Origin of the sequence: Maledivibacter sp., from assembly GCA_025210375.1 — a bacterium.
GTDB lineage: Bacteria > Bacillota > Clostridia > Peptostreptococcales > Caminicellaceae > JAOASB01.
In genome coordinates, this window is record JAOASB010000051.1 from 29667 (window position 1) to 53319 (window position 23653).

24 protein-coding genes and 1 pseudogene are annotated in these 23653 nt (G+C 35.5%); 3 read left to right on the forward strand and 22 right to left on the reverse strand.

Annotation, left to right across the window (positions count from 1 at the left end; genetic code table 11):
• Window positions 1-110: 110 nt before the first annotated feature.
• Entirely contained in the window at window positions 111-875 is a 765-nt protein-coding gene (locus N4A68_17365) for an IclR family transcriptional regulator (GenBank protein ID MCT4566064.1), read from the forward strand.
• Between the two features lie 88 nt (window positions 876-963).
• Here the strand turns inward: N4A68_17365 and N4A68_17370 are convergent, their stop codons facing one another.
• Window positions 964-1548 (reverse strand): GDSL-type esterase/lipase family protein, encoded by a 585-nt coding sequence (locus N4A68_17370; protein MCT4566065.1) that lies wholly within the window; start codon window positions 1546-1548, stop codon window positions 964-966.
• Window positions 1549-1754: 206 nt separating this feature from the next.
• Here N4A68_17370 and N4A68_17375 point away from each other — a divergent pair, with 206 nt between their 5' ends.
• On the forward strand, window positions 1755-2384 hold the full coding sequence (locus N4A68_17375) for a bifunctional 2-keto-4-hydroxyglutarate aldolase/2-keto-3-deoxy-6-phosphogluconate aldolase (GenBank protein ID MCT4566066.1): 630 nt from the start codon (window positions 1755-1757) through the stop codon (window positions 2382-2384).
• A gap of 127 nt (window positions 2385-2511) precedes the next feature.
• Window positions 2512-3534: a sugar kinase gene (locus N4A68_17380; GenBank protein MCT4566067.1), complete on the forward strand. Its 1023-nt coding sequence runs from the start codon at window positions 2512-2514 to the stop codon at window positions 3532-3534.
• A gap of 117 nt (window positions 3535-3651) precedes the next feature.
• Here N4A68_17380 and N4A68_17385 read toward each other — a convergent pair whose 3' ends face one another.
• From N4A68_17385 to N4A68_17485, 21 genes and pseudogenes are all read right to left on the reverse strand, one after another.
• Window positions 3652-4200 carry a BMC domain-containing protein gene (locus tag N4A68_17385; GenBank protein ID MCT4566068.1) on the reverse strand — a complete coding sequence of 183 codons (549 nt, stop codon included), beginning with the start codon at window positions 4198-4200 and terminating at the stop codon, window positions 3652-3654.
• A gap of 55 nt (window positions 4201-4255) precedes the next feature.
• Window positions 4256-5587: an SLBB domain-containing protein gene (locus tag N4A68_17390; protein MCT4566069.1), complete on the reverse strand. Its 1332-nt coding sequence runs from the start codon at window positions 5585-5587 to the stop codon at window positions 4256-4258.
• 16 nt (window positions 5588-5603) lie between these two features.
• On the reverse strand, window positions 5604-7010 hold the full coding sequence (locus N4A68_17395; GenBank protein MCT4566070.1) for an aldehyde dehydrogenase EutE: 1407 nt from the start codon (window positions 7008-7010) through the stop codon (window positions 5604-5606).
• A 1-nt stretch (window position 7011) separates the two neighbouring features.
• Window positions 7012-8001, reverse strand: a complete 990-nt coding sequence (locus N4A68_17400) for a cob(I)yrinic acid a,c-diamide adenosyltransferase (protein ID MCT4566071.1) — start codon at window positions 7999-8001, stop codon at window positions 7012-7014.
• Between the two features lie 15 nt (window positions 8002-8016).
• Window positions 8017-8286, reverse strand: coding sequence for a EutN/CcmL family microcompartment protein (locus tag N4A68_17405; protein ID MCT4566072.1), 270 nt, complete (start codon window positions 8284-8286; stop codon window positions 8017-8019).
• Window positions 8287-8333: 47 nt separating this feature from the next.
• Window positions 8334-9110 (reverse strand): flavoprotein, encoded by a 777-nt coding sequence (locus N4A68_17410; protein MCT4566073.1) that lies wholly within the window; start codon window positions 9108-9110, stop codon window positions 8334-8336.
• A gap of 102 nt (window positions 9111-9212) precedes the next feature.
• The gene (locus N4A68_17415; protein ID MCT4566074.1) at window positions 9213-9857 is read right to left on the reverse strand and encodes a phosphate propanoyltransferase; all 645 of its coding nucleotides are present in this window, start codon (window positions 9855-9857) and stop codon (window positions 9213-9215) included.
• 25 nt (window positions 9858-9882) lie between these two features.
• A complete protein-coding gene (gene pduA, locus N4A68_17420) occupies window positions 9883-10164 on the reverse strand; it encodes a propanediol utilization microcompartment protein PduA (protein MCT4566075.1) in 282 nt (93 codons plus the stop codon).
• A gap of 264 nt (window positions 10165-10428) precedes the next feature.
• A pseudogene (locus tag N4A68_17425) lies at window positions 10429-10695 on the reverse strand (BMC domain-containing protein).
• Between the two features lie 93 nt (window positions 10696-10788).
• Window positions 10789-11139, reverse strand: a complete 351-nt coding sequence (locus tag N4A68_17430; protein ID MCT4566076.1) for a glycerol dehydratase reactivase beta/small subunit family protein — start codon at window positions 11137-11139, stop codon at window positions 10789-10791.
• A complete protein-coding gene (locus tag N4A68_17435) occupies window positions 11136-12965 on the reverse strand; it encodes a diol dehydratase reactivase subunit alpha (GenBank protein MCT4566077.1) in 1830 nt (609 codons plus the stop codon). The genes N4A68_17430 and N4A68_17435 overlap by 4 nt, the downstream gene beginning before the upstream one ends.
• A 3-nt stretch (window positions 12966-12968) precedes the next feature.
• Entirely contained in the window at window positions 12969-13499 is a 531-nt protein-coding gene (locus N4A68_17440) for a diol dehydratase small subunit (protein ID MCT4566078.1), read from the reverse strand.
• A gap of 14 nt (window positions 13500-13513) precedes the next feature.
• Window positions 13514-14185 (reverse strand): propanediol/glycerol family dehydratase medium subunit, encoded by a 672-nt coding sequence (locus N4A68_17445; protein ID MCT4566079.1) that lies wholly within the window; start codon window positions 14183-14185, stop codon window positions 13514-13516.
• Window positions 14186-14213: 28 nt separating this feature from the next.
• Entirely contained in the window at window positions 14214-15878 is a 1665-nt protein-coding gene (locus tag N4A68_17450; protein MCT4566080.1) for a propanediol/glycerol family dehydratase large subunit, read from the reverse strand.
• A gap of 30 nt (window positions 15879-15908) precedes the next feature.
• Window positions 15909-16709, reverse strand: a complete 801-nt coding sequence (gene pduB, locus N4A68_17455; GenBank protein ID MCT4566081.1) for a propanediol utilization microcompartment protein PduB — start codon at window positions 16707-16709, stop codon at window positions 15909-15911.
• A gap of 47 nt (window positions 16710-16756) precedes the next feature.
• Window positions 16757-17032 (reverse strand): BMC domain-containing protein, encoded by a 276-nt coding sequence (locus tag N4A68_17460; GenBank protein MCT4566082.1) that lies wholly within the window; start codon window positions 17030-17032, stop codon window positions 16757-16759.
• Window positions 17033-17506: 474 nt separating this feature from the next.
• The gene (locus tag N4A68_17465; GenBank protein MCT4566083.1) at window positions 17507-18610 is read right to left on the reverse strand and encodes a response regulator; all 1104 of its coding nucleotides are present in this window, start codon (window positions 18608-18610) and stop codon (window positions 17507-17509) included.
• 19 nt (window positions 18611-18629) lie between these two features.
• Window positions 18630-19856: a PocR ligand-binding domain-containing protein gene (locus tag N4A68_17470; GenBank protein MCT4566084.1), complete on the reverse strand. Its 1227-nt coding sequence runs from the start codon at window positions 19854-19856 to the stop codon at window positions 18630-18632.
• A 350-nt stretch (window positions 19857-20206) separates the two neighbouring features.
• Complete coding sequence (locus tag N4A68_17475; GenBank protein MCT4566085.1) at window positions 20207-21385, reverse strand: ABC transporter permease; 1179 nt, start codon at window positions 21383-21385, stop codon at window positions 20207-20209.
• Window positions 21386-21401: 16 nt separating this feature from the next.
• The gene (locus tag N4A68_17480) at window positions 21402-22073 is read right to left on the reverse strand and encodes an ABC transporter ATP-binding protein (GenBank protein ID MCT4566086.1); all 672 of its coding nucleotides are present in this window, start codon (window positions 22071-22073) and stop codon (window positions 21402-21404) included.
• A gap of 13 nt (window positions 22074-22086) precedes the next feature.
• Window positions 22087-23613, reverse strand: coding sequence for an HlyD family efflux transporter periplasmic adaptor subunit (locus tag N4A68_17485; GenBank protein MCT4566087.1), 1527 nt, complete (start codon window positions 23611-23613; stop codon window positions 22087-22089).
• Between the last annotated feature and the right edge of the window lie 40 nt (window positions 23614-23653).

The window sequence follows — 23653 nt, forward strand, 5'->3', positions numbered from 1 at the left end:
TGCCAAATCACAGTTATGCAATTTCCTCTATTATAAAAACTTATTGCATATTTCATCTTTTTATCCTATACTTTCTATTAAGTTTTATTTCATGAAGGGTGGTTTATCGTATGAAATCTGATATTGTGCAATCAGTAGATCGAACCTTTGACATCATAGAGGCCTTAATGAGTGGAGAAGTGGGTTTAGTAGATTTATCAAAAAGGGTAAACTTAAATAAAAGTACTGTCCATAGACTTTTAAACACTCTCATCTATAGGGGATATGTTAATCAAAATGAGGATAATAATAAATATAAGCTCACATTAAAATTTTTGGAAATTGGCAGTATAACCCTAAATTCTGTAGATATTGTACTTATTGCCAAACAACACATTAAAAGACTTTCAGAGGAAACTAACGAAGTAGTTCACTTAGTTTCAATAGAGAAAAATGAAATAGTATATATAGATAAGATTGAGTCTAACAATACTATTAGAATGCATTCATATATTGGAAAAAGAATTCCAATATATTGTACTGCAGTGGGAAAAGCCTACATGGCACATTTGGATAATGATCAATTTTCAAAGCTTTGGAAGTCCGTTAAGGATGATTTGAGTAAACTCACGGAAAACACTATCATTTCAAAGGATGATATGCTAAAGGAACTAAATATCATAAGGCATAATGGCTTTGCAATAGACAATGAAGAAAATGAAAAAGGGGTAATATGTGTTGCTGCGCCAATATTTAATTATAACAAAGAAATCAAATATGCTATAAGTATTTCTACCCCCAAAATGAGAATAGATGAAGATAAAATAGAATACTTTGGAAAGCTAGTTAAAGAAACTTCCAGAGAAATTTCTAAAGACCTTGGATATATTTATTAGTGTCCAAGGTCTTTCCTTATATGCCCCCTTATCCTTGGGCATATGAAAAAATAAACGAGTAAGGTCATAGTTTATTTTTCAATCTGCCTTAGATAAAACTTAGATTCCCTTGAGACTCTATAGTCCTTAACATATTCACATTTCCCTTAGGTGTCAAATGTAATCCATCAATGTAAAATTCGGTCTTATTCTCTTCATTTATGATACTGCCCAATTCTCCACAAAAATCCACAACTTGGACATTGAAAATACCACTAAACTCCATAATCCATTCCCTTATTTCCATCAATTCTTCATTAACCCTTACAAAGTCAGTTATATTAGACCAATATCTTTTAGCCATTTTAGGTTCTGTTAAGGGCTGAGTTCCAATAATAGGTATTATATTATTTCCATAGGCTTGATGTACCATAGTAGAAATATTGGATTTAATGACATTTAAAGGTACCTCCATAATTAAATCATTTGCTCCTCCCATAATAAATACATATGAGGGTTTATTATCTATAACGTCTCCATAGAACCTAGACAGCATTCCCCCTGTGGAATCTCCATTAATCCCTTTATTCAATACCTCTACACCATATTTTTTCTCGATCAACTTTGTCCAAACCTCTGATCGACTTAATTTATAACCATAGGTTAAGCTATCACCAATACAAACTATCTTCAAAATCATTAGCTCCTTTCTTAGGGTAAACTACACTATAACCTATTTTATCAAATTCTCCAGCCTATTACATAAATAATCAACATATAAAATAAAAATAGTAATTTCCCCCTTGCTAAAAAGGATTTTTTTTTTTATAATCAAGATATAGGTTCAAATTATAAAACTTAGTTTCATATTGTGAAACATTTAGAGTCGGGAGGATTCTTATGAAAAGACATGAGATTATCAAACGAATTGAAGACACAGGTATAGTTGCTGTTGTAAGAGCAGAAAACACAGAAAAGGCAGTTAATATTTCAAAAGCATGTATGGAGGGTGGAATAGATGCAATTGAAGTTACATTCACTGTTCCTGGAGCCCATAGGGTAATCGAGGATTTAGTTAATGAATTTGGTGATAGGCTTCTAGTAGGTGCTGGTACTGTTCTTGATAGTGAAACAGCTAGGATTGCAATACTTGCAGGAGCCAAGTATATAGTTAGTCCAGGCTTTGATTTAGATACTGCAAAGCTATGTAATAGATATCAAATCCCCTATATGCCAGGTTGTATGACAATAAAAGAAATGATTACAGCTATGGAGGCCGGTGCGGATGTTATCAAGGTGTTCCCTGGAAGCGCATTTGGCCCTTCATTTATCAAAGCCATTAAAGGCCCTCTTCCACAAGCAGTACTTATGCCAACGGGTGGCGTTAGTTTAGATAATGTTGATCAATGGATCAAGAATGGCTGTGTAGCAGTTGGAGCTGGTGGAGCTTTAACTAAAGGATCTAGGGAAGATATAACTGAAACAGCTAAAAAATTCGTTAGTAAAATAAAAGAAGCTAGAAAATCTTAAATTCCAAATGGATTTTTAGTTCCAAGTTCCATGTTCCAAGTTTCAAGGATTTAAGTAGTTTTTAGTGTCTTAAAACAAACTTCAAATACTTAAGGAAATTATAAATTTATAGATGGAGGTTATTTAAATGAAAAAAGTTGTTACCATGGGCGAAATAATGCTTAGACTTTCTACACCTGGATATGGGAGATTTGTTCAAGCTGAGTCATTTGATGTGGTATATGGTGGTGGTGAAGCAAATGTAGCTGTTTCCTTAGCAAACTATGGACTAGATGCTCATTTTGTATCAAAGCTACCTAAAAATCCAATTGGTGATAGTGCCTTAAATCATTTAAGAAGATTTGGAGTTAACAGTGATTATATTGCTAGGGGCGGAAATAGGGTTGGAATCTATTTCCTAGAAACAGGTGCTTCTATGAGACCCTCTAAGGTTGTTTACGATAGGGCCCATTCAGCTATAGCAGAAGCAGATATTCAAGATTTTGATTTTGATGAAATATTCAAGGACGCAGAGTGGTTCCATTTTTCAGGCATCACACCGGCTTTAAGCGAAAAAGCTGCACTTGTTACTGAAGAAGCCCTAAAGGCTGCTAAAAAACATGGCGTTACAGTATCAGTGGATTTGAACTATAGAAAGAAATTATGGACTCCTGAAAGAGCTAAGGAAGTTATGTCTAACCTAATGCAATACGTTGATGTTTGTATAGGAAATGAAGAAGATGCTGAAAAGGTTCTTGGCTTTAAACCTGGTAACACCGATGTAACTACTGGAGAATTGGAGCTTGAAGGCTACAAGAGTATATTTAAACAGATGAAGGAAACCTTTGGATTCAAATACGTAGTAACTACATTACGTGAAAGCTATTCTGCATCCGATAATGGTTGGTCGGCTTTAATTTATGATGGAAAGGAATTCTATCATTCTAAAAAATATGATGTGAGAATTGTGGATAGAGTTGGTGGAGGAGATTCCTTCGCTGGTGGACTAATATACTCCCTTGTATCTGGTAAGGATTTCAAGGACGCATTAGAATTTGCAGTTGCAGCATCTGCTTTAAAGCATACAATTCATGGGGATTTTAATCTAGTTTCCCCTGAAGAAGTTGAAGCCTTAGCAAAGGGTGATGCTTCCGGTAGAGTTCAAAGGTAAATGGCTATTAATATTATATGTTAATGAGCATTAACCCCCTCATAAATATATAATTATATATATAAACCTCACATTCCGATAAAAAACTGCTTTTAAAGCAGTTTTTTATCATTTTCATTATATTATTTTGGAAACTAACTCTCTACTAGGTGAGGCTATAACAGATGTACATACAATTTCACCTGTATCCTTCAATTTATTTAAACAAGTTTTTATTGCCGATTTAACGGAGGATATTTCTCCCGTTAGGATTACAAACCCCTTCCCCCCTAATCCTCTGGCTATTCTTATCTCTAATAATTCAACATTTGCGGCTTTAACAGCTATATCCCCAATAACTACAGCTGTCAATGCAGATATTGTTTCTACAATTCCTAAGGAAACTATTTTATTAACATCCGTCGTTGCAGTCAAAGCTGGAAAAACAGCTTTATGTACATTAGGTATTACATGGGTATCTATCGTAAATATCCCACCGAGGTTTCCACCTACTTTAACAGCAGTATTTACAGCTCCAACGTCTCCACATATCAAAGATACGTATTTCCCAGGACATAGAGGCGTAGATAATACAAGCTCAACATTTGCAGATTTTATCATCTCATCCGTTGCCTGTATTCCCCTTGCTATACTTTTAAATTCCACTAATCCAATAGCATCTTTCACCTGTATCCCCTCTTTTCATAAAAGATAAATTTACCATATTCCCCTTTCTTTGATTTTACTCCTTGCTGATTAAAATATAGTCGTCATGAATCTCTTTTACAATACCATTTATACTGGAATGCATCTTAGCTGCTAGCTTATCCCCTGGTATATCTAAGATTAATTGTCCTTTGCCTATCTTATCACCAGTTCCAACAACGGGCTCCGTACATGCTCCTATATGTTGTCGTCTATTTATCTTAACGGTATTGAAATTCCTTGTGATATCCTGTTTTAATGGGGCCTCAACATCATATTTTTCAATTCCCAATCGTGCTATTAATTTTTTTACTGGAAATTTTCTATATTCCCTAAATGGATTTGCCAGTTTAGGCTTTCTATTATGATTTTTCTTTATTCCATTACGGCCCATTTGATTCTTAAGAAACTTATTTAATTTCCAAGGTTGTAGACCCATAATACAAGCTTGTTCACAAAGTCCACATTCACAGCATAGAAAGGCTTCGGTTATGGACAGGGTACTATCACATGCATCTCCATAGCTCGCAATTCTCATTATTTTATCCGGATGTAATTTATGTCCTAATAGATTCCTTGGACAAACCTCGGTACATAGGGAACAATGACAGCAAGCACTTCTGGCCTGCTTTAACATCTTTTCTATGCCTTTATCCTTTGATTTAATCAAGCCATGATCCTTAGGTAGAACTATTATTCCCTTTGTGGTTTTAGTAATAGGTGCCTCAATGTCATCAATAAGTTTACCCATCATGGGGCCACCATCAATTACACAAAACTCTTCCTCCATAGTTCCACCAGCTAAATCCATGGCTTGCTTAATACTTATTCCTATTGGAAGCTTCATAGTTATAGGCATTCTCACTGCTCCAGTTACAGTTACATATTTATGTGTAACTACAATACCATTCAATGCATTATGTATATTTAAAAGTGTTTCAACGTTTATGACAATCACACCCACTTCTAAGGGTATTCCACCTTCGGGTACTATACGATTTAACACTTCATATACAGTGACTTGCTCATCTCCTGCAGGATAAAAATTCCCCAATTTAAATATATCTATATTTTCATATTGATTAATATATTTATTTAAGCTTTCCAAGGCCTTATGATATTTTGATTTTAAAGCCACTATTCCTTTTTTAGCTCCAGTTTCCTTAACAACACCATCTAACGCCTTCAATATTTCATTAGTCTTAGATGCCATAAGCTGTTGATCTACCCTCAATAATGGCTCACACTCAGCACCATTAACAATAATATACTCAGCATTCCCCCTCAATTTTATATGGGTTGGAAATCCAGCTCCCCCCGCACCTACAACCCCAGCTTCCTGTACAGCTTGTATCAGTTTATTTTCCATGTCGTCACCCTCAATTCTATTTAATTGAGAATCCTTCAACTAAAACACATCTTCTTTTCCTTGAAAAAGCCCTAGCAGAAGTTAAGCCTTCACCGGTTGGACCAGCTATTGTAAAGGTGGTATATCCCTCTGCACCATAGCCTATGCCCGAATAAGAAGGCCCATTCTTAACAAATATAGTTGTTTGTATGGCCCTAGCAAGTCTAGTTAAATTGTCAACATTTTGGGAATGCATGATAGCAGTATGCCTATTTCCATGTTCAACCCTAATAGCTAATTCTATTGCTTCATCAATGTCCATAACCCTTACTATAGGAAGTACTGGCATCATTAATTCCTCCATCACAAATGAATGGTCTTTATCTACTTCGGCTATTATCACTTTAATATCCTCATTGCAATCTATTCCAATGCTTTTTAGTATATAATCTGCATTTTTTCCAACAAATTCTCTATTTGGTTCGCCATTTTCCTTCAAAATTAATTTTTCAAGTTTATCTATAATTGTGGTATCCTTTATTTCATATGCATTGTTCTTTTTCATACAAAACATTAAATAATCTGCTATACCGTCTAGGGCAATAACTTCTTTTTCAGCAATACAGGGCAAATTATTATCAAAGCCACAGCCGTCAATAATATCCTTGGCGGCTTTTTCAATATTTGCTGTGGAGTCAACAACGGCTGGAGGATTACCTGCACCAGCGCCTATGGTTTTTTTCCCCGATGACATTGCCGCTTTAACTACACCTGGTCCCCCGGTGGCACATACCATATCAATTTTTCCATGCTTCATAAGTATCTGTGCTTTTTCTATGGTCGGATTTCTTATTGTTGTAACTAGATTTTTAGGGCCATTTGCCTTTTCAATAGCTTTATTAATAATTTCCACGGTTTTAACAGATACATCCTTAGCCCCAGGATGTGGTCCAAATACAATTGAGTTACCCGCTGCTATCATTCCTATACAATTACAAATAATAGTTTCCGTAGGATTGGTTGAAGGTGCTATAGCCCCTATAACACCATAGGGAGAATATTCGATTAATGTCAATCCACCATCCCCAGTAAAAACTTCTGATTTTAGGTCTTCTACCCCTGGAGTTTTTTCAATGACCAATTTATTTTTTAAAATCTTATGTTCATATCTTCCCATACCCGTTTCTTCAACAGACATTCTTGAGATATATTCAATATTTTCATTTATTTCATTTTTGATACTCTTAATGATTCTAGTTCTATCTCCTAAACTATATTTTGAAAATTTCTGCTTTGCTATCCAAGCAGCTTCAATAGCATCATTTATATCTTCATAAACTCCTAAATTATCCTCACATAGGGTATTTTTCTTGGTAGTTTGTTCATTGATTTCACACATTACCTTTTTTATGATTTCTTCTATTTGATTTATTGCCATACTCATACTAAATTCCCCTTTCCAGCTCAAACACTTTTAAGGAATGTAATGCGATTTCCATATCCTGCTCCACAGTCCCTCCACTTACGCCTACTCCACCAATAATCATATCCTTGTCCCTTAAGGGATAGCCTCCACCAAAGGCCACTATTCTATTATTATTTGTCCATTGAATTCCATATAGCTCTGAACCTGGCTGTACTAAGGAAGCAACCTTATCCGTTGACATCTTCAAAGCTGTAGCCGTATATGCCTTATTGATAGATATATCTGTACTCGCCAATAATGCATCCTCCATCCTATGTAGGAGGATAATGTTACCTCCTAAATCAACAATGGAATATACTATGGATACACCCATTTTTCTTGCCTTTTCTTCAGCGGTTCTAGCCATCTTCGTTGCCAGCCTAAGGGTCAATATTTTTTTATTTAAAAGCACATCTAATCTCTCCATGACTTTCCTTTTTACATTTTTTATGAAGGCTCTTTCCCCTTGTATTCTTGCAAGAACGAATAAAGCATCGGATAATCTATTCATATACATTAGAATAGGTTTACTTACCCCGGTATTCTTACTCAAAGTAATAATCTTTCTCTCAGCTCTTCTGATTATGGTTCTAGCGACATGTAATGTAGCTGATGCAGTGGTTTTTCCAGGAATGACAAAGTTTTTTTGAGGCCCAGCCTCTTCCGAATATCTATCTATTATACCTTCCAGTATAGAAACATCTTCTTCTCTAATTTTATCCCTTAGCAGCATATTTCCCTTTTCATCACTTGCAAGTTCAGCACCTATGCAAAATAGTTTGTTTTGGGTACATCTAAGTATTTCCTTTATGTCCATATCCTCTATAATGGAATATGCAACTCCTATCATTGATATAGCCTCATCCAAGGTACCATAGCAATCAACTCTAAGATCATCCTTTAATATCCTACTTCCACCGAACAACCCCGTTTCACCGGTATCCCCGGTCTTAGTATAAACCTTACCCATATGGCTTCCCTTCCTTTAAGATTCTACTTCTATATTGTCAATTATTGCTACAATAGCTCTATCAATAGGTGATTTTGAATTATTAAAGATATTTCTAGCAGAGCTACCCGTTGTAACAAGTACATACTCTCCGGCACCTGCTCCAACACAATCAACTGCAACCTCAGTATTACCAATCGGCTCATATTTTGCATTCATAGGCTGAACTATCAATATCTTTTTTCCCACAAGCCCTTCATCCTTGCTTGTAGAAATTACTAAGCCCACTATTTCTCCTATATACATGTTATAAATCACCTTCTATGGATAAACAACCTTAAAATTGTTTATCTTTATGATTTTCTTATTATTTTTACATCAAATTCTTTAATGGCTTCCCTTGCTAAATCAGTTATAACCGTTCTATCTCCAAGTATGATTTTTTGCTTGTTTTGACTGGCTTTTACTATGTCCTCTCTAGTGATAACCTTCTTATTTAAGGATATTTCTGAATCCCTAGTTACCTTCATAACAGCATTGTTATCAGTAATATTTTCTTTGCCCATAATGGAATTAAATAATTGATAGGAATCTACTAATATAATTCCATATTCTTTCATTGTTTTCATGTAATCCTTTAATCTATCCATATATTTTGTTGGTATTTTATTAAAACCTAAACTTGGCCTTATGGGATTTTCTAAGTCGCAGGCATCCTTTACTGCAAATATTTCAATCCCCTTCATAATTGCCCTCGAAACAATGTTGGTGGTTAATGTATCCGATATACATAGGGCTATTTTAGCGGCTGAATTCATTGTCAAAGTTGGTAATATCAATAGGTCTATATTAGCCATAAGCTTATTTACATCCTCGACTTCACTTTCCCTATAAACTGTATCCACTGCTAAATTATCCTTTATCAACTCAGGAGTTAGTATTTTTTCTGCTGACTTTGATAAAACAACATTCAATCGATAGTCATTATCTAGAAGCCTTTTTATCTGCTTAATTGATTCATTAAAGCCTATAGTTCCTCCTGTAAATATTACTAATGCATTCTTAGGTGGACTTTTTAGCCTATTAAAAACTTCCTCCACTATAAGATTAATCATTTCATCAAGATTCAAGATTTCCACCTCACTTCATAAAATCTAAAAGGGGTATAAAATAAGTCTTAACAGCTTCACTGTATTTGTTCAAATCTAGTAAAGCTGCAAGCTCTTAGTTTATTAAGCTTCTATCATTACCGTGTCCCCATTGGAAAGCATAGCTGCATTTGCTTCATCGGTATCAATATGCATCTCTAAAGCATAATTATCCGATACTCTGACTAAAACATTATAGAACTTCACCCTTCTAATACCATTGGTAACCACATCAACCATTGAATTATTCTTATAGCCATATCTTTCGGCATATTCCCTGGGCATATGAATATGTCGTAGGGCCGCTATTACACCTTTATCCTTTTCTATATGGCCCTTAGGCCCTTTAAGGATCATACCAGGAGTCCCATTTATTTTTCCCGATTCTCTAACCGGTGGCTTTATTCCTAGCTTGAATCCATCGGTTACCGATAACTCCAATTGTGTTGTATCCCTAAGGGGTCCAAGTACTCTTATGTTTTCCAGTCTCCCCTTTGGCCCCATGACACTTACAGTTTCTTTAGCAGCAAATTGTCCTGGCTGCTTCAAAGCTTTTAGCTTGGTTAGCTTATATCCCCTTCCAAATAGTGCTTCAAGATCCCCTTTACTAAGATGAATATGTCTGTTTGAAATACCAATGGATATATTTTTATCATCATTGCCTTGCCTCAGTCTATTTAAGACCTCAACTACTATCTTCTTCATGGTTTCTTGATCCATTTCAATCATAGGGATATTCTCCTTCCCAAGATTTCTATTCCTTGTCTAATTTGGGCAATATTTTTTCTGTATCCATATGGGGTCTAGCTATAACATGAACAGAAACTAGCTCTCCAACCTTTTCAGCTGCAGTGGCTCCAGAATCCGTTGCGGCTTTGACAGCCCCTACATCGCCCCTTACCATAACAGTAACTAATCCTGATCCGATTTTCTCATATCCTAGTAAAGTTACATTTGCGGATTTTACCATTGCATCCGCCGCCTCAATTGCACCTACTAAACCTTTAGTTTCTACCATCCCTAATGCATCTCTCATTGACTACTCCTCCTTTTTTTCTTTTTTATAATTGATACAAAGCTTTCTTGGTTCCCCCTTTTTCCTAGGACAAAGGGGATCTCCACATAGATTACATATCTCCCTTTGGTTTTTATATTGTTTTTCTATATTTTCAGATTCATCCTGTGATCCTACTACTTCAATTTTTTCTACCAACTTGGATTTTGATTCTTGTATTTCTTCAATATTCTGGAGTTTATTTTCTTCACTTTTCTTTAATATTCCAACGGTTTCCTCGGTTACTATTAATTTTTCTAATTCCACATGGGGTCTTGGTATAACCTGCTTACTCCACACCTTACTAACCTTCTGGGCAGCAATACACCCTGCCCTAACTGCAGCTTTAACAGCACCCACATTTCCTTCTATTTTGATTGTGACCAATCCTCCGCCTTTGCTTAGTTCATATCCTAGTAGCCTAATATTTGCTGATTTTACTGCAGTATCGGCAGCTTCTATTGCGGCAGCAAGACCTACAGTTTCAATAATCCCCAAAGCAAGCTTAGACAAGGAGAACACCTCCTTTAAAACGATTTACTTACCTCTAAATTCATCTTAGAATACTCTTTATTTGCTTATTTCTATATTTCTCAAACTAGCCCTTTAATCCATATCCTTAAAGGGTACTCCCTTTACAAGCCTAGCGGCATTTGAACCTAATAATCTCAAACTGTTGTGTTGGATATTTGCATTTATCCTAAATAAGGGTCTATCCCTTTTAAGCTTTACGTGGTGAAGAGTGACATAACCATCATGGCAAATTCCTAATCCCACATCCAATCTGGATTCTTCAGCAGCCTTAAAGCTGTATACCATAGAGGATTCTCCATCCATGCCCTTTATCTCATAGGGGATTCCCTCTTCTTCAATTCCCAATAGCAGGTCATGGAAGAAACTGATATCTCCTATTCTAGAATCATAATAAATCTTTATTGCGGACTTATTGTTTTTCATATATCATCTACCTCTTCCTTGTATCCCAATACCAATCCCGTTGCAACAGCATTTCTAGGCCCTTGACTTCCTCTTATATTGCCTCTGCCTGCCACTACCCCATATTTTGAAAGTGCATCTGTAACTAATTGTGGAATTTCAAAATCTAGGGCTGAACCCCCTACTAAAACAACATGCTCTATTTCTCTTATATTTCCAGTGGGGCATACCATTGTTAAAGCCCTAATGGCATTAGTTACAAATACCTTTTCCTTGGCTGTCCTCCTGATATACTTAATTCTTTCTAAGGAATGCTGCCCTGGTATTGGAATCATTGTATCTTCCTTCAATATTACGACCCTGGCAAATACCTTTGGATCAAGGGTATTTTCAAAGAACTGAACTGACCCGTCTTCATGTCTTATATGGAAAAGACTCTCGACCTTTGCCAAGGGGTACTTCTTTATATCCTCGGAAAGATCAAAATTCTCTAACCCAAGTTCTGAATTTATAAGCATAGTGACCATATTACCAGCACCGGCTAAATGAATAGAACTGATTTTTCTATCCTTACTTATAAATGATGCGTCGGTGGAACCTGCACCCATGTCTATTATAGCTAAAGGCGTATTGGTTCCAGGGGTTGTTAAAGCCCCTCTTATTGCCATATCAGCCTCTACCCCACCTACCTCTACAGTCACATCTATTGTTTTTTTAAGTTCATCGGCTATCATTTGCATTTGTAACTTATCCGCCTTTACCATAGCTGCTATTCCAACGGCATTTTCCATAGAAAATTCACCGGCGAGTCCTCCCTTTACTATCTGGGGAACAAAGGTATCGACAGCAAGGAGGTCTTGTATTTTTATAGAATTAGGATGTTGTTTTGTTAAATCCGACATAACCTGTCTAACCCTCTCAAGCATTCCTCCCGCATTAGTCCCGGGCTCACCCTTCACATCTTCTATGGGGGCACAAGTACTTAAAACCTTCATTATGGTCTTGGAACCTTCATCTATATCTATGATTTTCTTCCTTTTTTCTCCTATTATCTGTATTTTACCGGCCGGTATCCTTCTTTCCTTAACATCCCCCTTAGGTGTCTTTATAACAACAGCTGATCTGTTTCCAATTAACGCCCTGGCTATTGGAACTATCATCTTAGTTTCCTTGGAACTTAATTCAAATACTGTGGCTATGCCATAGGGATTTGAAAGTACTTCTACTACACCTCCAACCGGTGCCACTTCTATGGATGCCCTCATTTCTAAGGGTACTTTACTTAAAAGTGTTACTTCATCTACTATCGGTATAGTCTTACTGAGTCTATTTGCTATTAGAACCCCATCATCTTTTTGTACAATTGCCCCCTGTAGGTCTACTCCATTTTTTACTGCCCTATTTATTAGTGAAGCTGCATCGCTAAAATCAATTTCCTTTGGAATCAAAACTATTATGGGCTTATCTTCTTCTACTAAATTGAGATCTTTTATTGATACAGTATATCCTACCCCTAAACCTATACCCCCAGGGGTTGAAGGATTATGTCCTATCATAGTTGATTCAGTGATAATTGTTTCTGTTATGGTTTCCATGGCAACATCTCCAATAACTGGAGCGGCTTCATTTATCCTTATTAAATCTAAGTCCCCTATACTATATCCAGCTTTCTCTAAGGACTTTTTTAACGAGGAAAATACACCATGAATATTTTCTCTTGTTCCCTTTATGCCCGATGTCTTGACAATACCACTAGACAAAAACTCAATCTTCGTATTTTCCTTTAAACTTGCTAATGCTGTTTCTGTTGTAGCATTACCAATATCTATTCCAGCAATTAGTTTCATAGCTTAACCTCTTTTCAACCTGTTTCTTTCCTCATAGACCTGGGCTGCCTCTTTGACAAAAGCACTGTTTATTTTGGCATCATATTTATTTTCAAGTTCATCGGCTATATCTAAAAGCTCCTGTTTAGTTGAACGATAAGGTCTTAGAGCATTATATATTTGAAGAATCCTATCATCGGGTATGGTTATGAGTTCCGCCGCTCTTCTTAGGTTTCTTGCGAATGCGTCCTTTCCTACAGACTCGGATATTTGTGCTTGTAGCTCTAAGGTCCGAGGAGATATTCTAACATCATCAGCCGTTATACTCCCATTCAAAACAGCATCTAGGGTTATATCCTGTAATTTTTTATTTGTTGGAGTCCTTACCAATTCAGGTCTTTTCTCTGCCAATGGATAATCCTTATTTGCATCCATATGTCCTTTGTCATTTAGTAATTTCTCGTCTTTTATATCGGTTTCACCTTTTATGCCTTTATTCCCCATTGACATTATGACTTCTCTTACAATTTTTTCAATTATTTCTTTTTCGTTCATTATTTCACCTCCAATTATTTGAAGTTCACCTCTAAATCCACAGGCTCTTTGTGTGATACTACATGCTCAGTTTCCTTTATATGTAAAAGGGCAGCTAAGGCTTGATACTTTGGTCTTGCCATTTGATCGTTTTTAGTGGGAACCGGGTTAGGTGACTCTCCCTTTGCATATTTTGCCGCATTTTTACCAATAGCTCTATAGTCCTCCAATGTTATTACTGGAGCTTGTGGGAAAAGTTCTAAATTGCTTAGTGGGAATAAATCCTTTTGATGAATTACTGTTGTTCCTTTGGATTGAATTCCTATGCCTATTCCTGAGCCACTTATTTTTGCCGCATCATGGGCAATAAATGAAACATCCGATGTCCTATAAACCTTTATAATTCTGGCCTCTACCCCTTCTTCTTCAATGCCAGCAATAATCTCTCTCAACACCTTGGAATGTTCTATATCAGTGATGGTCTTTGTTTGGTATTTGCCAAATGCCGGTGCAACTCCAATTACGACTTCATTTGATTTAGTTCCCATATTTGAACTTCCCTTTTCCTTCAATTCCAAGTCCTTACACTCTAAGTTAACTTTTTCAACCCCTATGCCATCATCAAATTTCATCTGATCTTCTTCCACATCGAATTCCATAATAATATCCTTGATTATTTTACGTAACATTTTTTCATCTAAATTCATTACATAAACCCCCTCTCTACCATGGCTTTTATTCAAAATCTGAAGCTTTTCTTGCATTTTGAATATTTTTTATCTCATCCCATCTTTCTTGGCTAATTATATATCCGGTGCCGGGCCCAGCATAATCATTGGGTAGATTGACAGCACTTATTACTTTGAAATCCTTATCCAAAATTGCTGAAGTATGAAGGTAATCTCCCGCAACCCTTTGCTTTAATAAGGATAGTACGCTATCGGCAACATCTTCAAAACCTTTATTATAAAGGGCTTTGACTATATCTATTCCCGTTATTCCCCTTGCCATCATATCTTCCGCTGCCTTAAGATCCTCTACCACATTTCGATCGGGCATATCCTTGCTTCCGTGGGCATAGGTTGCTGCCTCTACTTCTTCATCGGTAATCTGTGGGAGTTCAAGTTCATCAAATAATCCTTGAACAACCCTTGAAGCCTTATTTCTTACTTTAATGACTTCTTCCTCTGTAACCGGCCTAAGTCCTGCATCTATCTTTAAATCTCTCTGGATTATATTCCAATCATCATAATCCTCAGCATCCCAATTTGATCCTGCAAACATATTATCGTAATTTGGTGTAGAGCTATATCCAGAACAAATAAAATCAGTTCCAGGGGCCATCTGCATTAAGGATCTAGCCACTCTTCTAAGGTCAGAATGGGTAAAGGTTTGATCATTACTTGATGCACATTCTAAATCCAGCATCATGGCAATTAGATTTTCAGCTAACACCGCCCTTATCCCTCCAGGTACTCCAGCGGGTACACCAATACAACTTACAGAACCATTTTGAGTTCCTTGAACACCTGCCCCCCTAGTTACATATAAGCATCTAGCCTCTAAGTAAAGCATTGATTTCCCCTCTGCATAACCCATCTGAACCTCAGAACCTGTTCCAGATGTAAATCGCATCTTTAACCCCCTTGATGCATAAGCAGAAGCCAAAAAAGATTTTGACCAAGGAGTATCGTCCCCATCTATAAAAACTGGCTCTGTACCGTAAACGGAAACTGTTTCGGCATAGGCTGTAAGTCCTCTCATTCCAAGAATTAATTCAGTAGCTTCCTCAACGGCACATTGGGTTAGAATTCCCGGTCTACCAACTTGAGCCCCCACCATTAACGCAAGGGCATTAAATGGTGCATACCGTACAATACCCACTGTTGTTTCCTGTTCATCAAAGCCTCTAATTGCTGATTCAGCTGCATCAGCAGCTATTTGAACAGGATTATCCTTAAGGTTAGTTACATGACATTGATTGGATGGTCTTTTTCTTGCTCTCATCTTCTGAAGAGACATCATCATTTCCACAACATTCATATAACCTACTACCTCAACTATCTTAGCCGGGGTCATGGAAGTACTAAGCTTTACAATCTCTTCTCTAGGAACATTTACATCACAAAGCATCTTAGCAAGCTCTTGAGAATTCATATCCATAACCTTTTCTGCATTTTCTAGATTAATTGCATAGTCTGCAACAAACCTATCTATCATATCAAATTCCTGTCTTTTCTTTCCATCTAACTCTATTATCCTGCCATTTTCTATTTTCAAACTTGGCTGGGGATCGTTTGGACTATTCATTGCAATCAAGCCAACTTCTGCCCATTCTTCCACAAAACCATCTTGATTTACTGGTCGCTCAGCTAAAACCTGAAAACGTTTGGATTTCATACACATTTCCTCCCTTCAATCAGTTCATTACTATATGTATGGAGTCGTAGTCGACGGTGCATCACCCGCCATAGCTTCTAGAAGCTGTAGTCCTATTTCCCTTGCAGCTATAAGGGATTGTCTAACCGCACCGGAATCTCCACTAACCATCAGAATTGCTTCGTTTGAATAGCTTGTTCCCTCAGCCGGAGAACCATATCCCACAACTTCGACATTGGCTGCCTTTACCGCCGTATCTGCTATAAGAACACCTATTGCAGCTGGGGCTCCTACTATAAGTCCAAAGGATTTTCCGATAGGGGCATTAAATGCTTTGTTACATGCATAGCTTGCTCTGGCAGTATATTGAAACTCCAAATGCCCTGCATCGTTTGCATAAACATCCCCAAAGGTTCTGTCTAATTCCTTCAAAGTAACTTCCACTGCTCTCCTAGCATCGGATACATCTTCTGCTCCAAATATGATTAAGCAACCATGACCGGCTCCTCCCTTTGTATCCCTAGCTAATTCAATAGTGATAATTTCTGTATTAGTCGCCTTTACCGCTTCGTCAGCAGCCATAATATGAGGCCCTGCCCCCGTACGACCGCCAACAATACCTATGGAACGATACTTTTTATCCAGCTTCATGGCTTCGTGTAGATTATAATCTACATTAGCAATAACCATCCCTATGGTGTCGCCAATTGCCGTTCCTACAAATTCCGTTAAGCCACAGGCCCTTGGTCCTTTATTGATTTCTATCTCTTGGCATTTCTTTTCTTCAATATTTGTTTCATTGACTTTCTTCATTACCTCTTCCATAATCTTATCCATTAAATTTTCCTTCATTTATTTACACCTCCATAAATATTTGATATCAGCGGTATCTTATATTTCTACTTTGTATGTAACATTTTTTCCACATCAGTATGTGGTCTTGGAATCACATGTATCGATACAACTTCTCCAACTTTTTGAGCCGCAGCAGCCCCCGCATCTGCAGCGGCCTTTACTGCTCCAACATCTCCCCTAACCATTACTGTCACCAGTCCGTGTCCAATTTTTTCGCAGCCAATTAGTTGAACATTTGCAGCTTTAACCATTGCATCTGCAGCTTCAATTGATCCTACTAATCCTTTTGTTTCAACCATTCCTAGTGCCTCATTGCCCATACTTTAATCCTCCTTTTTCAAATTTGTTCTATTTAGTAAAAACTTTGATTGCCATACTTTTATTTAAGGAAATTGCATAACTCTTACCTACCTAAGTTGCATATGGGTATATCATCCTTGATGTGATTACTTAAGATATAATCATATTTGATGTTTTTTAACTTTTGGGATTTTAAAACTATATAGGGTGGATGGTTATTATAGAAAGTAATTATAAAATCTGCTCATTTAATTACTATTCAATAATTTCTTTCATTATGTCGAAAAACCTCGATAATTATTTGTTATCCTAATGTATTAATTTGTGTTCCTTAAAAATGCCCTTAGGAGTTCATTAATTTTCTGAGGGGCCCTATGATAATTTTTTGTACTGGAAGTATATTTTTTTGTCCTATGTTTTTTGACACCACAAAAAAACACACTAAGAGGTCAATCTCAATGTGTTTCTTTGGTTTTCAATATTTTCATTTTATATCATATCTGCCACTTTCCATTTGAAGTATGTACATATTTGGTCATAAGATTACTTTTTAGCCGACTCTGTTTTTCCAATCTTTTTTTATTTCTATACTCAGAAGGAGTGATCCCTACTATCTTTTTAAAAACCTTACTAAAATAGTTTGATTCATTGTAGGATAGATCTACAGCGATATTTAGTATTGGCATATCCGTATTTTCTAACAGCTCCTTGGCTTTGTTGATTCTACGTTCCGTAATATATGTACTAATATTAATATCAAGCTCCTTCTTGAAGAATTTACTCAAATAACTGGGATTTAAATTTACATACCGGGCTACATCCTTCAAGGTTATGCCCTTTTGATAATTTTTTTCTATATAATTCATGGCAAGAAATAGGGAGTCATTAGAACAACATATTTTTTGATCTATTATCTCATTAAATATTTTTTCTAATATTTGAAATAGCCATTTTCTAACCTCAAAGGCATTATTCATTGATGAAATCTTAAAATCAAATTCACTATCTATAATTCTTGTGGTTTTCAAACCGATTTTGTCATATGCATATTGAATTCCATCAAGTATACTTCTCACATTTAATTTAAATCCTTTATTATCCTTAAAATACTGGGAATATATACTACTGAATATTTCATTCAATTTCTCCCTCGATTTGTTATAGTCACCATGGCTTATATTATTTATCAAGCTTTGAATCTCTACCTGTGAAATAACATACCCCATTTCAATCCTATCCATATATTTTCTCATTGTATCTAGAATCACTTGTGGTCTAGCTGGCTTTAGTATATAATCGTCTGCTTTAACCTTTAAGGCTCTTTGGGCAAGTTCAAACTCATCATAGGCAGTAAGTATAATAACTATTTTTTCTTTATTCTTAGCTTTAATTATTTTAGTTGCTTCAATACCATCCATTCCAGGCATTTTTATATCCATAAATATAATATCAGGATTGAATTTTTCACATAACTCAACCGCTTGTCTTCCACAACAAGCTTCTCCTACAATGCTTACATCTTTTATGCCTTCACTTATAATGATGTTTAGTGCATATCTTTCTAAATATTCATCATCAGCCAAAAGCACTTTAAACATTTTAGCTCCTCCTCAGCCCCTATGTTTTTGGTATTAAAAGCTTCACCAGGGTACCCTCGTCTATACTGCTCTTGATTTCTATACTGCATTTATCCCCATAGTAATGCTTTAATCTTTTACTTACATTACTAATACCTATACCAGTTGATTTACTTATACTACTATTATTTTTACTGTCATCTAAAATAATTTTCAGCTTATCATTATCAATACCTACTCCATCATCACTTATTTCAATCATTATACTTTCTTCTATGCTATATCCGACAACCTTAATACTTCCACCGGATTCCTTAGGTTCTAAGCCATGAATAATAGCATTTTCTACAAATGGTTGTAATGTCATAAAGGGAAGCTTTACTTTATTTATCCCTTGAGGGATATCTATTTCAAATTTTATTCTATTTCCAAACCTTATAGATTGTATTTTTAGATATCTTTCAATGTGAAGAATTGCATCTTCCAATAACACTATTTTGCTTTTATTCTTCAATGTATACCTTAGCATCTCGGCTAAGGAGTAAACGATTTCCTGTGTTCTAGGAGCTTTTTCAATTAAGGAAAGTCTTCCTATGGTATTTAGAACATTAAATAAAAAATGGGGATTTATCTGGGACTGCAATGCCTTTAGTTCTGCATCATTTAAGGCCTTTTGAAGTTCCCCACGAATTTTCATTTGTTCCAACAGCTTTATATTTTTGCCATTTAGTTCTTCTTGTATTAAAGTAATCATAGCCTTTTCAACAATATAATTTGACATATAGAACATCATATGTGCAGCAGCTACTACCTTATCATAAGGGGTTATGCATATTTCATCATAGGCCTTAACTATCTCGGGATTATCAGTCCAATTTCTTATTCGTCTAGTGATATTATCTAGCTTTAGCAATTCATCATCCTTCAACTTCGCTTGACCTGACAATATGGACCCCAAATACTGACCCTTTACAATTATAGGTACGGCAAAGTCTACTAACCCCATAGGGCATTTATAAATAGCAGGTTTTTCTGTTCTTGCTGCTTCTAAGCCTCCATGGGCATCGGATTGATAACATGCATATCTACATTGTTCGTCCTTTCTTATAAGTTTGCAAAAATTGGAAAAATTACTGTATCTCGTTATGGGTTTGCCTCTATAATCCACTGTTACAGCTGCAAAACCCGTGGCTTCTGCATATCTGTCTTGGATTTCCTGCAAAATATCAACATCAATAATGTCTTTAAGAAGAAACATATTCACCATAACTTTCCTCCATAAATTTGAATTATTGACTCAATTGCATATAAAACTTCTGCAAATAAATATATTAAAATAATCACAATTATGCAATTCCCCCATGTCGTCTAAGCATCTTTCCTTTTTTATTAACTTTTTAGTCCCATACATATATATATGCAATTTCATCTATTTTTTATAATTATTTCTATTTTATTTATTAATTTCCTTCTTAATCAATGCTTATTTTAATAATTGTCTTAGATATATAGGGTTTCCATAGTATAAGTTAAAGTCTATACTAATAAATAAAAGCTTCAAAGTTTTGACTGGAATCTCTATAGTGTCACAAAACTTCAAAGCTTTTATAATTTTAGTTACTCAAATCTTAAAGCATCAATAGGCTTTAATTTAGCTGCCCTATTAGCTGGATATATGCCGAAGATAATTCCTACGGCTAATGAAAAGCAAAAAGCAAATAAAATGATTTCCAAGCTGACCCTTGTTTCTAAAGGGGAAAACTTAGTGATAAGTTCACTAACTCCGATTCCCATTAATATACCGATTATTCCCCCCACACCACTTACTACACTGGATTCTATGAGAAATTGTATAAGTATATTCTTTCTTTGGGCCCCTATTGCCTTTCTAATCCCTATTTCCCTTGTTCTTTCTGTTACGGATACAAACATTATATTCATAATCCCAATTCCCCCTACAAGTAGGGATATCCCTGCTATACCTCCAAGCATTAAGGTAAGAATTCTAGTTGTCTTATTAACTTCTTTTAATATTTCCTCCGGTGTAAAAATATAATATTGTCTCGAATATTCATCCTTAGAAGGATATAGTTTATCTAAACTACTCTTTATTTTTTCAGAAAGCTTTATTACTTCTTCTTTATCATGGGCTTCTATCATAATATTGTTAATTCCCTTTTGACCCATAACCCTCTGCATTGTTGTGATTGGAATATATACCTCTTCCTGTGACATTTCGAACATTGATGCTTCCTTATCTCCAACGATTCCTACTACCTGATAGTTTTCTCCATTTATTTTTATAGTTTTCCCAAGTGGGTCCTCACCCTTGAAGAAGGTATTAACCATCATATTATTTACTGCCACAACCTTATGACGATACTCTATATCAAGGGGTACTATAAACCTTCCCTTTGACATCTTTTGATCATTAAGTTTTATATAGCTTCTATCGGCTCCTATTATAGAAAAGCTCTTTTTAGCATCCTTGTACTTAACTTCATCATTAGCGGTTAAGACCGGTGATATATTTTTTATCTTGAACTGCCCATAAAACTTTATAGTTTCTTCATAATCCATAAGCTTATCAGGGTCTTCTGGGAAAATATTTATCTTGATTATATTTGCACCTTTTTCGAGATCTGCTGTTATGCTTGAAGTTGCTCCCTGACCTATTGATACCAAAACTATTATTGAGAAAACACCTATTATTACTCCCAACATAGTTAAGATGGATCTCAATTTATTAGAAAGTATCTCCTTTATAGAAAGCTTTATAATCGTAATTAAATTCATCTTGATCTCCTTTTTTCTAATTTATTTCATCCACAATTTCCCCATCTTTTATCTCAATTATTCTATTGGCCAATTTGGCAACCTCATTGTCATGGGTTATTAGCACAATTGTGATTCCCTTTTTATTTAGGTCTACTAACATATCCATTACTTCCTCACTGGATTTACTATCTAGATTTCCCGTTGGCTCATCCGCAAGAATCAATGGAGGCTTTCCCGCTAAGGCCCTTGCTATGGCTACCCTTTGCTGTTGACCTCCCGACATTTCAGAGGGTCTATGCTTTAATCTATCGCCAAGCCCTACCATCTTCAATGATTCCAATACCCTTGTCTTTCTTTCATCCTTGTCTATACCCCTATATAATAATGGAAGTTCAACATTTTCGTAGGCATTTAATTTTGAAAGCAAATTAAATTTCTGAAATATAAATCCTATCTTCTTATTTCTAACAATGGCCAATTCCTTTTCATCATAGGCATTAATATCCTTAGAGTCCAATAAATATTCCCCTGCAGTATATGTATCCAAACAGCCCATTATGTTCATTAGTGTAGATTTACCCGACCCACTGGATCCGATTATGGAAACGAACTCTCCTTGTTCTACAACTATTGAAATTCCCTTAAGAACCTCCACCTCTAGGGCCCCTGTTTTATACGTTTTTCTTATATCCTTCATTACTATAATCGGCTCTTTCATTTTAATATCCAATTCCTTTCCATATAATATCTCCTTCTTTCAGATTATCAGATACTATTTCTGCAAAGTCCTTAGATACTAATCCAAGCTCAACTTCAGTTTCCTTAGTTTCTCCATCATTATTTTTCACCTGTATATAATATTTATCTTCTTTTTCATCAATATAATCTACTGGTACTAATAATACATTTTCCTTTGAACCTAATAGGATCTTCACATTAGCACTCATACCCAATTTTAAATCCTTAGGCTCATCTATACTTATTGTTACATCAAAGGTAGAAACTCCATTTTGAATATTTCCCTCTTGAGAGATATCCGTTACTTTCCCATTGAAGGCTTTTCCCTTTAAAGCAGATACATCAATAATAGCATCCTGTCCTTTTTTTACTTTAAGTATATCCAATTCATCTACTGGAATAGTTATTTTTAAATTATCTAAATCAGCAATTTTAGTCGCTGTATCATCTGAAGTTATATTTTCACCTGAAACAACATTCATACCTATTACGGTTCCGGCAATAGGCGAATATATGATATCATCATCAAGTTCCTTCTTTTTCTTACCAAGCTCAAGCCTATTATTTCTTACACGTTTTTCTTGCACCTCTATATCCCTTAAATAATCTTCATTACTAATTTTACCTAAAATATCACCTTTACTAACCTTCTGGTCTTGCTCGACACTTATATTATCTAATGTTCCATCTATCTTAAATTCTACAATTTTATTAGTTTTCCATTTCAATTTATTTATTTGTTCAATTGCGTAATAGGAAAATCCACCCTTGTTTATATCCACTTTAACTTCCATACCCTCAGCTAAGGCTCCTGGATTTTTAACTTCAACGGTTACATTATGCAAAAGTCCACCATTTTTTCCTCCAAAGCCTTGCTGACTTATCTTAGTAACTTTCCCCTCAAGGGTTTGATAGCTTCCTAATACAACAACATTTGCTTTATCTCCGACCTTCATCTTTTCCACTTGTTTCTTATTGAATGGTACAACTGCTTCCAGTACACTTTTATCAATAATCCTTAGATATTTTTGATCAGAAGAAACCTTATCTCCCTCTTCCCCAGAAATTTCAGTCACAATCCCGGAAAAAGGAGCCTTAATGGTTAAATTTTCAGCATCTTCCTTTAATTTTTTTAATCTATTTTCTGCTTCAAATATATCTAGACTACTTTGATTTATACTTATGTCATCCGATTCATTTCTAAGCTCTAATATTATATCCCCTTTGTCCACTCTTTGCCCTTCTTCAACATATACTTTAGCAACTGCTCCATTGTTTTGGGTCTTTAGTTCCTTCACTATTTTTGATTTCACATTTCCATTTCCGGTAATACTAGTTTGTATATTCCCGATTTCGACAACTGCAGTATTATTAGCTTCCAAGTTGTTTTTTTCTAGATTCGCCATTTCCTTAGCATCTGACTTTCCCTTAAAATAGAAAAATAATCCCAAAGCTATTATAAATATTACAATGATTATAGCTCCAATTTTCAAATATTTCTTTTTCACTTAATACAACCCCTTATAGATTTTTTTAATTAACAATTAA